General features: G+C 54.4%; 7 protein-coding genes. 1 reads left to right on the top strand and 6 read right to left on the bottom strand.

The window, feature by feature from the left end; all coding sequences use genetic code 11:
• Window positions 1–196 precede the first annotated feature (196 nt).
• The 3 genes from FD30_RS00095 to FD30_RS00085 all read right to left on the bottom strand — a co-directional run bounded on the left by FD30_RS00095 (window position 197) and on the right by FD30_RS00085 (window position 5511).
• The gene (locus tag FD30_RS00095) at window positions 197–931 is read right to left on the bottom strand and encodes a transaldolase (protein WP_056943399.1); all 735 of its coding nucleotides are present in this window, start codon (window positions 929–931) and stop codon (window positions 197–199) included.
• Window positions 932–1024: 93 nt separating this feature from the next.
• Window positions 1025–4396, bottom strand: coding sequence for a DNA polymerase III subunit alpha (gene dnaE, locus FD30_RS00090; protein ID WP_056943398.1), 3372 nt, complete (start codon window positions 4394–4396; stop codon window positions 1025–1027).
• Window positions 4397–4866: 470 nt separating this feature from the next.
• On the bottom strand, window positions 4867–5511 hold the full coding sequence (locus FD30_RS00085) for an FMN-dependent NADH-azoreductase (RefSeq protein ID WP_056943397.1): 645 nt from the start codon (window positions 5509–5511) through the stop codon (window positions 4867–4869).
• 99 nt (window positions 5512–5610) lie between these two features.
• Between FD30_RS00085 and FD30_RS00080 the strand changes: the two genes are divergently transcribed.
• The gene (locus FD30_RS00080; RefSeq protein WP_056943396.1) at window positions 5611–6561 is read left to right on the top strand and encodes a helix-turn-helix transcriptional regulator; all 951 of its coding nucleotides are present in this window, start codon (window positions 5611–5613) and stop codon (window positions 6559–6561) included.
• A gap of 30 nt (window positions 6562–6591) precedes the next feature.
• Here the strand turns inward: FD30_RS00080 and FD30_RS00075 are convergent, their stop codons facing one another.
• The 3 genes from FD30_RS00075 to pepT form a co-directional block, all read right to left on the bottom strand.
• Complete coding sequence (locus FD30_RS00075) at window positions 6592–7941, bottom strand: amino acid permease (protein WP_056943395.1); 1350 nt, start codon at window positions 7939–7941, stop codon at window positions 6592–6594.
• Between the two features lie 201 nt (window positions 7942–8142).
• The gene (gene clpB / locus FD30_RS00070) at window positions 8143–10752 is read right to left on the bottom strand and encodes an ATP-dependent chaperone ClpB (RefSeq protein WP_056943394.1); all 2610 of its coding nucleotides are present in this window, start codon (window positions 10750–10752) and stop codon (window positions 8143–8145) included.
• A gap of 138 nt (window positions 10753–10890) precedes the next feature.
• Entirely contained in the window at window positions 10891–12132 is a 1242-nt protein-coding gene (pepT, locus tag FD30_RS00065) for a peptidase T (protein ID WP_056943393.1), read from the bottom strand.
• Between the last annotated feature and the right edge of the window lie 28 nt (window positions 12133–12160).

Here is a 12160-nt window from a genome sequence, read left to right as displayed (position 1 = left end):
AAATTCAGCAAACCAAAGTTTCGGCACAAATTTGATTCCAAAAGTATTTTAGCACTTTTAAAAATTTATGTCTGCTATGTTCGTCGAATTTCACTGAGTTTGTTTCTAAATTCTCAAAGTAAGCGTTTTCCGGCGACGTTTCCGTCTTTTCCGGGTTCTTTTTTTTATCATTTACTTATAATTAAGCGTCGTTTTTTTAAATTTTCGGAGCCACTTGATCCGCCGTGGGAATCGTGAAACCGAGTTCAGCGATATCCGCATCGAACGTCTTGACCGTGTCCACTGAAACCTGCAACGCGTCTTTGCCAAACTTAGTCATCTTGGCCAGAATCTTGGGGGGCACCGTAATAATGTCGCAGCCCATCCGATCAGCCTGAACGATGTTAAAGACTTCACGAGTGCTAGCCCAGAGGAGTTCCACCCCGGCCTTGGCGTGGCAGAGTGTGGCTGCTTGACGCATCAGCGGCAACGGATCAACGCCCGTATCCGCAATGCGGCCAGCAAAGACAGAAACAATGCCCCCTACTGCGGGATCCAGGGCGTTCACTGCTAACTGAACCTGTTCCAGGGTGGTAATGGCCGTCACGTTGACCTGAACCCCCGCTTGGGAAAGTTGGGAAATCACCGCCGTATTATCGGCCCCCGTCGCCCGAATGATGGGGACCTTGACCGCCACGTGTGACCCCAGGTTCGCCAAGACCAAGGCTTCCTTTAACATCTGGTCCGGTTGGTTCGCAAACACTTCAAAACTAATGGATTGATCCGGAAAGGCTGCCACGGCCTCACGGGCAAAGGCCAAATAATCAGTAATTCCCGCAGCCTTCATTAGGCTGGGATTCGTGGTAAAGCCCTGGACGATTCCTTGGGCCGCAACCTGCTTCATCGCTGTAAGTTCTGCGCCATCTGAATAAACTTTAACGTTCAACTGCATTAAAAAAACCTCCAAAGTTCAATATCGTATCATTGGTATATATCATACTAAAACCGGTATTATAAGTCTAGAGGTTTTTTTAATTAAATTGGTCTATCCATTTTGTAAAACAACGTTGCCCCGGCCCATAAGCTGTTCTAACAAGGCCTGCAACGACGAATCATCCGCCAACCACTGCCGTTGCGGCAGGACCCGCTTCTGGTCGGTCTGGGGTTGGTAGACGATGACTGGTACGGCTCCCGCATGGTGGGTCAAGAAGGTCGCCAGGGCTTGCGCCGTCTGGCGGTCATCGTGCTGGGCATCGACGCGAATGAACCATCGCGCTCCGGCCGGCAATCGCGTGGGCGCAGGCGCCATCTCCACCTGATCCGCCACGACCTGAAGCCCCCGCTCGCGCTCGACCTTACCGCGAATGACGATCACTTGATCCGTCGCTAACCACTCGGCTGCCCGCCGATAAGTGTTCGGAAAGACTGTGACCCGGACTTCTCCCGACTCATCACTGACCGTCAAGAAAGCCATGGGCTCACCTCGCTTGGTCCGAATCGTCCGAATCGCCGTGATGTAAGCGACCAGCGTTACCCGGTTGACCGTAGCCAATTCACTGATGGGTTGGGCGTGACGTTTGGCTGCCAACTCACGGTACTGTTCTACCGGATGACCCGATAAGTAGGCGCCCAAGACGGCCTCTTCTTTAGTCAGCTTCGTCATCAAGTCCAGGTCTGGCCGCGCCTTTACTTTAGGTGCTAGCGCCGCGAACAATTCCACGTTATCTCCAGACAGCTCGACACTGCTCAAGAACTCCGGAATCGCCGCAATCAGCTCCGCCCGGTTATACCCAAAGTGGTCAAAAGCCCCCGCGTAGACCAAAGCATCCAGCAAGTCTTCCTTCCGGTACTTCGGCTCAATCCGTTCCAAGAACTGGTGCAGGTCATGGTACGGCCCCTGAGCATGCCGGTCCGCCAAGACGTCGCGCAAGAAGTCGCGCCGAACCCCCTTGATGGAGCTCAGGCCAAAGATGATGGCGTGGTGCTGCGCCAGGTTGAAGTAAGCCGTCGACTGGTTGATATCTGGTGGCAAAATCGTCACGCCATGGCGTTTGGCCTCGGTGAGGTATAACTTGGTCTTGGTGGGCACGTTGATCACCGAATTCAGTAACGCTGCGTAAAACGGCCCCGGATAATGGGCTTTTAAATAGGCCAGTTGAAAGGCCAGCTTACTATACGCGACCGCGTGTGACCGGTTGAACCCGTAATTGGCAAACCGGTCCATGTACGCAAAGACCTGCTCGGCTACGTCACGCGGATAGCCCAGCCGTTGCGCGCCGCTCACAAATTGCCGTTGCATAGCGTCCATCGTGGCCTTTTTCTTCTTACTCATTGCCCGTCGCAGCAAATCGGCTTGCCCCAGCGTAAAGCCCCCCATGACGGAGGCCACCTGCATGACCTGCTCTTGATAGACCAGGATGCCATAAGTGGGACCCAAAATGGGTTGCAACGCCGCAGCCGGATAGGTTATCGGCTCTTGCCCCCGCTTGCGCTTCACAAACGTGTCAATGTTTTCCATTGGGCCGGGCCGGTACAACGCGTTGACGGCCGCGACCAATTCAAAACTATCGGGTTGCAGTTGCCGCAAGACTCGCTTGATGCCGGCTGATTCAAACTGGAAGACACCGTTAGTTTCCCCTTGGGCAAAAAGCTTCAGGGTCGCCGGGTCATTTAAGTCGATGGCGTTCACATCCAAGGAATGACCCGTCTGTCGCTTAACCAGCCGCAACGCGTTCGCTAGGATACTTAGGTTCCGCAGCCCCAAGAAGTCCATCTTCAAGAGGCCAACCGCTTCAACGGTGTTCTTGGGGTACTGCGTCATCAGCAGCTCATCACTTCCCGGTTGTAAGGGCACCAGCTGTGTCAGGTCCCCCTGGCTTAAGACGATGCCGGCCGCATGGGTCGAGTAATTACGGGGAAGCCCCTCTAATTCTTGGGCGGTGGTGAAGAGCAACTGGTTACGCTCACTATCCGCCACTAGGTTCCGTAAGCGTTGAGACTGTTGATAGGCTTCGGCTAGGGTCACGTGTAATTGGTTGGGAATCGCCGCGCTCCAGTCACTCATTTCATACGGACTGACACCTAAGACCCGCCCCACATCCCGCAGGGCGGCCTTAGCAGCCAGCGTCCCAAACGTAATGATCTGAGCGACCCGGGTATGCCCGTACTTATCATGTACGTAGTTGAGCACATCCCCGCGCCGATCATCGGGGATATCCAAGTCGATGTCGGGCATCTGCGCCCGCTCCTCGTTCAAGAACCGTTCAAATAAGAGGTGGTAGCGCAAAGGGTCGACCTCCGTAATGGCCAAGACGTAGGCCACCAGAGAACCAGCCGCTGAACCTCGTCCCGGTCCCGTCTGAATATGGGCCCGGTGCGCATAATTCATCACGTCCCAGACGATCAAAAAGTAATCATCGAACCCCATCCGGTGAATGACCCCCAGCTCCCGGTCTAACCGCTGCCGGTAGTCTTGCGTCGGCGCATCCGGTAACTCACGTAACCGGCGCGCCAATCCCTGAGTACAGAGCTGTTGCAAATACGACTGCGAGGTCTGACCAGCCGGTGTCGGGTAGTGGGGAAGCTGCGGCTGCTGAAACTTCAGCGTGACCTGGGTCGCATCAGCCAACCGGCCCGTATTAGCAGCGGCTTGTTGCAGCAACGGGCTCGCAAACCGCTGGTCTTGATCCGCGGCCGGACGCAACCAATGCTGACCCGCTTGCTGCTTGGCCGTTGCCGGATCATCAATGGTGGTTCCCGCCGCGATGGCCCGCAACACAGCCGTTGCAAAGTGGTCTTCCCGGTTCAGGTACGCCACGGGCTCCACGGCCACCAATGCAACCTGGGTCTGCCGGCTAAGTTGGGCCAACTGGTCTTGGCGCTCGGGGGATAACGTCGGCGAAATTCCTAGCCAGACTTGATCCGTCCCCACCAGTTGTTGCAGCCGTTGTAGAACCCGGGTAGCCCCGGTCGTATCACCGGTCGCCAATAACTGATGCACCTCGCTATTCAGCGGTGCAACCACCATCACGTGGGTCAACTTAGCAGCCTGCTGTCCTAGATCCACGGGACCTTGCCCCACCTGGGCGGCCGTTGAGAGTTGCATCAACTGTTGATACCCCGTAAAGTCGCGGGCAATGACCAGCCAGTCAAGGTTGGTCGCCTGTTGCGCCACGATTCCTTGCGCCGTTAGCGTCAATCCCAGCAACGGTTTAATCCCGGCCTGCTGGCAAGCGTTGTAGAAGGCAACCGCGCCGTACATGACATTTTTATCCGTCAGGGCCAGAGCGGTATACCCCCGTTGCTTGGCCGTCTGCACCAAAGCCTCAATGCGGTTAGGACTCTGTAATAAGCTGTAGGTACTCAGAACTTGTAGTGGTACGAACACACCGCTTCTCCCCTTTCTTATCCTGTCCATTATACCAGAAACCCCTAGAAAATCCGGAGAAACGAACGGACGTTCCAACATCTCCCAACCGGTGTGGCCGGTCTTAAAATAAAACCGTGGTGATCGTCATCCACCTTACAGGAACCTAATGCGCTATCAGGCCGCAGCACCTAATCTTATGATTGACAACTATTATCAATTAAAAAAGACCTCATCCCCAGCAGGATAAGGTCACAGTGATTACTTGCGTAACGACGACCGTTAGTTGTTTGTAACCATGGCGTCAACCCATCAAATGTATGATGAGGCGTACCACGGGCTCGAGGTCTAATAAGGGTTACGCCTTATCGTTTGGTTTTAACAGTCCCCCACGTTGATCCTTCCAATTTCAAACGTTAGAAACCATTGCTTTGGAACGCTCAATTTCCAACCTCGTCAGGACCAACCAGTAAGGCGGGGGTTATCACCGCCTGCCCCGTGACTAAACTAGGGTTGACTGCCTACCGGTAAAACTGAGTAAACGCCGCATCCAGGTCGCGATAGCCCGCCTGAACGGCATCGTCGATCCGGACGCCGTGGGTCTGGGTACCCTGAATCCGGACAATGTCAAAGGTGTCAAAGCCCATGACCTCCGTAAACATCTTATCCAAATAGAGCCGGGAGAATTCCATGGGGGTGTAGCGGTCTTGGCGGGTATAGACACTCCCACTGGCCTGTAATAAGAGCACCCGGTAATCGTCAGTCATCAACCCCACCGACCCCGCTTCCGTGTACCGGAACGTCTCTCGGGCAACCAGGATATTGTCCAGGTAGTCCTTTAACCGCGCCGTGACGTTAAAGTTGTGCAACGGCGACACGATGACGATTCGGTGGTGGGCCTTGAATTGTGTTAATAACTGGCGATTCACGGCGGCTGTGTGTTGCTCGTCCGGCGTCAACGTCACGTGTTGGGCCTGCTTGCGCCAGACACCCAAGAGTGCTGTCGTGGTCAGTTGCGGAATCTCGGTCCCGTATAGGTTCAAAACATCGACGGTCTGTTCCGGGAAGGCCGCCTGATAGTGTTCTAGGAAGCGCTGGGCTAACTTTGCCGAATAGTGTTGGTCATTTTGAAAATCTGGGTGGGCGTTAATCAAAAGTGTGGTCATCTAAAAACTCCTTAGTGGTTTCGATTTGATATACTAAGCATAGCGTTGAATGGTGACAATTAATGGCACCATTGAAAATCTTTTTAAGGAGTGGTTCCCATGACCCGTTCTGAACGGCTCAACCAAGAACTGATCTTTCTCAGTAACCAAACTCAGTTTCATCTGGCCGACCTCATGACGAAGTTTCAGATTTCAAAACGCACCGCCTTACGGGACATCGCCGCCCTAGAACAACTCGGACTGGCCTTTTACGTCGAGCCCGGTCGTTACGGCGGCTACCAACTGATCCACCGGCGACTCTGGATTCCCGTGACCTTTAACCTCCAAGAGGTCAACGCCTTGTTCTTCGCTATCAAAGCGCTCCGGCTCCTCGCCGTGACCCCCTTCGACCAGTCTTACCGGACCATCTACGATAAACTCATGGCAACGTTGCCCCACCAGGAACAACGGACCGTCGACCGCCTCCAGCAAGTGGTCCACTACTACACCGTCACCAACCTGGACCGTCCCAACTTTCTCCCGGACTTACTCTCCGCCATCTTAAAGCCGCAGGTGGTCCATCTGACCTTGAACATTGCCCCCTACACCGGCGACTTTCAACTCTACGACCTCCTCTTTCGCCACGGCATCTGGTTCTTTAGCGGCTACCACTTGGCTGAACAGTCCTGGGGAATCTACCGCTGCGATGCCATTCAAGCCCTGACTCCAACGGACCGTGTCGCCCCATTTACCAGTAGCGACTTACCCCAGGCCTTTCAGCGGTACCAAGACGCCCATTACACGATTCCCTTTCGCTGTCAGCTGACCCCTCTCGGCCGAGAAGAAGTGCAAAAGAACCGCTACCCCAATATGCACCTTGACCACCACGCCGACCAAGATTGGCTAACGGGCAAGTACGCTCCCAGCGAACAGGCCTACATGGTCCAATACCTCTTGGGACTGGGTGCCCAAGTCAAAGTCATCGCCCCCGCCAGCTTGCGCCAAGCCTACCTCACCGCCCTACACCAGATACTAGACCAATACAAAACGGGCCGTGCCGACCGTCCCTAAAGACGGCCTTCACGACCCAAATTCAGTAAGTTACGATTGAGCTTGGCGCCGTCGCAGAAGCGTTTCGCTCCCTAATAACGCCGCAAACCAAACCACTGACCCGATGACCGCCCAGCGGTTGACGGGATCGAAGCATAGCACCACGGTCACTGCAATAAAGAAGGCCATGGTCGCCCAGTTGGTCCAAGGAAACAGCGGCAACTTGAAGGGGTTGTGGCTGGAATCCATGGTCCGTTTGTACACCAAGTGGCAGGCCAACAACGAACACCACACGATGATAAAGTTAGTCGTCGCCACGTTCGAGATCAACGTGAAGACCGTGCTAGGCATCACGTAGTTCAAGACCACGATCACCAACAGAATCCCGGATGAAAAGGCTAACGACCGTGCCGGCACGTTATACCGGTTGACCTTCCCCATCCACTTAGGCGCATTATCGCCATGGGACAACGTGAACAGGGTCCGACTGGTACTAAAGATGGCACTGTTGCAGGCCGACAGCGCAGCGGTCAAGACCACGAAGTTGATGATGCTGGCCGCGGCTTTGATGCCCACGTCACTAAAGACTTGCACGAACGGTGATTGGGCTGGCGTAATCGCCGTCCAAGGGTAGATGCTCATGATCACCAACAACGCCCCAACGTAGAAGAACGAGATTCGCAGGGGCAAACTATTGATGGCCCGGGGTAGTTCCTTTTCGGGGTTCTCGGCTTCTCCGGCCGTGATTCCCACCATTTCAATCCCCGTGAAGGCAAAGATCACGAGTGAAAACGACATCACAAAGCCACTTAGCCCCTTAGGGAAGAAGCCCCCGTGACTAACCAGGTTCGCCATAGTGACGGTATGACCGCCCACCGTGGCGCTCGACCCAATCAAGGCCACCCCAGTAACGATCAAGGCTACGATTGCGACGACCTTGATCATCGAGAACCAGTACTCCAGTTCCCCGAAGGCACTCACGGAGAGCAGGTTGAACGCCAACAGAATCACGATGATGATCAACGGCGTCAGCCACTGCGGGATTCCCGGGAACCAGTAGCGAATATAGATCCCACTGGCCGTCAGATCGGCCATCGCAAGGCTGACCCAACATAGCCAGTAAGTCCAGCCAATCGCAAATTCATACTTCTTGCCTAAATATTGATTCACAAATTCCAAAAAAGAGTGTTTCCGCGTATCCGAGAGTAACAGTTCCCCCAACGCGCGCATCATCAGGTAACAGAAGAAGCCCCCAATGGCGTAGGCTAGCAGGATCGAAGGACCCGCCTTTTGAATGGCCGTCCCGGAACCTAAGAAGAGTCCGGTCCCGATGGCGCCTCCCAGCGCAATCATCTGAACGTGCCGCCGCTTTAACTTTCTTGCCAATTGTTGATTTTCCATATAGCCTCAACTTTCCTATTTTCAATTATCAAAACAGTGTAGCTTAAAATCAGCCTAAGAGCAACGATAGTCTCTCTAAACCGTCCGCGGGGTGAACCGCATTGCCCCCGATGCGCCGCCAAAAATGCCTCCCTTCAACTGAAACAACCGTTAGAAGGCAGGCATTTTTAAAATACTATTCGTGGGTAACGTCGCCTGAGTTTACGACTGGGCCGCCGCTTGTAAGGCGTGGGTGAAGGTCAAGTGATCGTCCGCCACGTCGATTGTGATCAGACTGTGGGCCGGAATCTGCCCCGCAATCAGCTGTTTAGCCAACGGCGTCTCCACGTGGGTCGTGATAAACCGTTGCAACGGTCGCGCCCCATAGGCAGGAAGGTACCCCGCCTGCGCGATCCAAGCCTGAGCCGCCGGCGTGATGGTCAAGTCCAACTGTTGCTCGTGTAGCCGGGTCGCTAGGTGACCGACTAACTTAACCACGATCTGTTGAACGTCCGCTAAGCTCAGTGGCGTAAACATAATGGTCTCGTCAATTCGGTTCAAGAATTCTGGCCGGAAATGACTTTGCAGGAGCTGGGCCACCTGTTGCTGAGCCGTCGGGGTAATCTGTCCCTGGTCATTGGTTCCCTGCAACAGGATGTCCGATCCCAGGTTAGAGGTCATGATCAAAATCGTATTCTTGAAGTCGACCGTCCGACCTTGGCTGTCCGTCAGCCGACCGTCGTCTAGGACCTGTAAGAGGAGGTTGAAGACGTCCGGGTGGGCCTTCTCGACTTCGTCAAAGAGCACGATGGTGTACGGGTTCCGCCGAACGGCCTCCGTCAGTTGGCCCCCTTCTTCGTATCCCACATAGCCCGGTGCCGCGCCCACTAACCGCGAAACGGACTCCTTCTCCATGTATTCACTCATGTCGATCCGAACCATGTGGTCTTCGCTGTCAAACAAGTTTTCGGCCAGAGCCTTGGCTAATTCGGTCTTCCCAACACCGGTCGGCCCCAAGAATAGGAATGATCCCAATGGCTTGGTCGGGTCTTGTAACCCCGCCCGGGAGCGCAAGACGGCATCGGCGACCGCGTTCACGGCCTGGTCTTGACCCACGACCCGGTCATGCAGCCGGTCTCCTAGCTTCAATAGTTTCTCCCGTTCGCCCTGAACCAGCTTGGTCACCGGAATCCCCGTCATTCGACTGACGACCGCCGCGATTTCATTTTCCGTGACGGATTCAGAGACCAACCAGTATTGCTGCTGGTCCTGCTGTTCTAAGGCTGCTAACTCCTTTTGCAACTGCGGAATCGTCCCGTGTTGTAATTCGGCGGCCTTGTTCAGATCATATTGGCTTTCGGCATTGGCTAGTTCGCGCTTCGCCTGATCAATGGCCGTCTTCTTGTCGCCCAGTCGCTTGATGGCGGCCTTTTCGTCGTTCCACCGTGCGCTTAACTGGTCGACCTTTTCCTTGGTATCGGCCAACTCTTTCTGGAGCGTCTTCAGGCGTTTCTGCGACGCCGCATCGGTCTCCTGCTTCAGCGCCGTCTGTTCAACCTGCATCCGCATCAGTTGTCGCCGGGATTGGTCCAAGGCCGTAGGGGCCGAGTTCATTTCCACCCGAATCGAAGCGGAGGCTTCATCGACCAAATCGATCGCCTTATCCGGCAAGAACCGGTCGGTCAGATAACGGTCCGACAGCTTAGCCGCCGCCACCAAAGCGTTATCGTGGATCCGAACGCCGTGATGAATCTCGAAACGTTCGCGCAATCCCCGCAGAATCGTCACCGTGTCTTCGATGCTGGGTTCTCCTACTAAGACCCGTTGGAACCGTCGTGCCAGGGCCTTATCCTGCTCCAGATACTGCCGGTATTCGTCAAGCGTCGTGGCCCCAATCAAGTGAAGCTCTCCTCGGGCCAGCATTGGCTTTAGGAGGTTACCGGCGTCCATACTGCCTTCGGACTTGCCGGCCCCCACAATATTGTGGATTTCATCAATGAACATGATGATCTGGCCGTTACTCTTGGTGACTTCCTTTAAAACGGCTTTCAATCGTTCTTCGAATTCTCCTCGGTACTTGGCCCCCGCAATCAGGGAACCCATATCGAGTGAGAAAATCGTCTTATCCTTTAAATTGTCCGGAACATCCCCCCGGACGATCCGTTGTGCGAGTCCCTCAACGATCGCCGTTTTACCGACCCCTGGTTCCCCAATCAAGACCGGATTATTCTTAGTCTTGCGGGATAGAATCCGAATCACTGACAGAATTTCATCATCCCGCCCGATGATCGGATCGATCTTGCCACTGCGCATGGCCTTGACCAGGTCCGTCCCGTACTTCTCTAAGGCTTTATATTGGTCTTCTTGGTTCTTCGAGGTCACCCGTTCACCGCCGCGCAACTTTTCCACGGCTTGCCGGACCCGCTGTTCCGTGACGCCCTGTTGCTTCAGATAATCAGTAAACGTCTCTCCGGTCAGTTGCATCACCGCAAGTACGACCGTATCAATCGCCAGATACTCATCGCGATAGCTGGCCCGAATCGTATCGGCCTTTTGTAACAGCTCCGTGAGGTTCCGCGAAAACTCTTGCCCGTATTGAACGCCGCTACCCGTGACGGTACTGATACCGTCCAACTCACGATCCAGTTCGGCATCGAGCTGGGCCGCATCCGCCCCCGCATCTGTAAAGAGTTGGCGGGCCAACTCTCCAGGTTGCACTAAGAATTTAAAAAGGTGCGCTACCGTGACCGCTTGGTGCTTACGCGTCATCGCAATCTGCTGGGCCTCCGCCAGTGCATCGCTTAAGGCCTGTGTAAACTTTTCTGGATTCAAACCGTCGTCCCCCATTCAAATGACTGTTATTTTTATGGTTAAAAAAGAGGCAAACCAAGGTTTACCTCAACTTTCACTCATATTCTAACCGATTCTAAGCCAAATTCAAAATAATTTGACCAATTTTGACTAATTAAATTAAGCCTGTTGTTCCGCCAGTTCCGCAATCTTAATCAGGACGTCCGTCGCCCGTTCCATGGTTTGTTCGGACACGTATTCGAACCGACCGTGCATGTTTTCGCCCCCGGCAAATAAGTTCGGTGTCGGTAACCCCATAAACGAGATCTTCGACCCGTCAGTACCGCCGCGAACTGGGAAGATTAGTGGCTTGATGTCCAAGTCTTCATAAGCTTCCTTGGCCAGGTTCACCACCGTCATGTCCTTTTCGATCACTTCCCGCATGTTGTAGTACTGGTCCTTAATCGTGACCTGAACCCGGTCAGACCCAAACGCTTGGTTCATCTGGTCGGCCACACCTTGGAAGAGCTTCTTGCGGTCTTCGAAGACGTCATGGTCGTGGTCCCGAATAATGTAACTCAGGTGGGCCGTATCAACGTCTCCCGTCATCTTATACAAGTGGAAGAAACCTTCTCGGCCTTCCGTCTTTTCCGGACGGTCATGTTCCGGCAAAGCCGCGTGGAAGTCCATGGCGACCTGCGACGCGTTGACCATCACACCCTTGGCTTCAGCGGGGTGCACGTTGGTCCCGGTAACGGTGACCTGCGCATCTGCGGCGTTGAACGTTTCGTACTCCAGTTGGCCCAAAGGTCCCCCGTCGACCGTGTAGGCGATATCGGCCCCGAAGTCGGCGACGTCAAAGTGGTCCGCCCCCGTCCCGATTTCTTCGTCGGGACCCAAGCCGATTTCAATTTCACCGTGCTTGATTTCGGGATGGGCAATCAAGTATTCCATGGCCGCCATGATCTCGGCGACCCCGGACTTGTCGTCAGCGCCTAACAGCGTCTGCCCGTTAGTGGTGATCAACGTCTGGCCCGCGTAGTTCTTCAGGTTCGGGAAGACGGCTGGATCCAAGGTGTACTTACCAGCAGCATCCAACTTGATGACCGACTGACCATCATAGTTTTCCACGATCTGGGGCTGAATGTTTTCGCTGTTGAAGTCGGCCGTATCGAAGTGGGAGATGTAGCCAATCTTCTTGACGGCTTTATCCGTGTTAGCTGGTAAGGTAGCGTAAACGTAAGCCGACTGCTGATTGATGTGAACGTTCTTCAGCCCAATGGCCGTCAGGTCCGTGACCAAACCTTCAGCGAATTCTGTCAACCGGGGCGTTGACGGCACCGTGGTCGAGCTAGGATCCGAACGGGTGTTGATCTTCACGTATTTCAAAAAGCGGGGAATCAAGTTTTCGTACTTTGCCAAAACAAATCACTCCTCAATTAAGTTTAAG

Origin of the sequence: Levilactobacillus namurensis DSM 19117 (assembly GCF_001434785.1) — a bacterium.
Taxonomy (GTDB): Bacteria; Bacillota; Bacilli; order Lactobacillales; family Lactobacillaceae; genus Levilactobacillus; species Levilactobacillus namurensis.
Note: the sequence above shows the minus strand (reverse complement) of the source record. Positions and strands in the feature narration are given on the sequence as shown.

What these genes read in the sequence shown, in the direction of transcription:
- FD30_RS00085 (WP_056943397.1), bottom strand. Translation starts at nt 5,511, where the DNA reads ATGACCACACTTTTGATTAACGCCCACCCAGATTTTCAAAATGACCAA.
- FD30_RS00080 (WP_056943396.1), top strand. Translation starts at nt 5,611, where the DNA reads ATGACCCGTTCTGAACGGCTCAACCAAGAACTGATCTTTCTCAGTAAC.
- FD30_RS00095 (WP_056943399.1), bottom strand. Translation starts at nt 931, where the DNA reads ATGCAGTTGAACGTTAAAGTTTATTCAGATGGCGCAGAACTTACAGCG.
- FD30_RS00075 (WP_056943395.1), bottom strand. Translation starts at nt 7,941, where the DNA reads ATGGAAAATCAACAATTGGCAAGAAAGTTAAAGCGGCGGCACGTTCAG.
- dnaE (WP_056943398.1), bottom strand. Translation starts at nt 4,396, where the DNA reads ATGGACAGGATAAGAAAGGGGAGAAGCGGTGTGTTCGTACCACTACAA.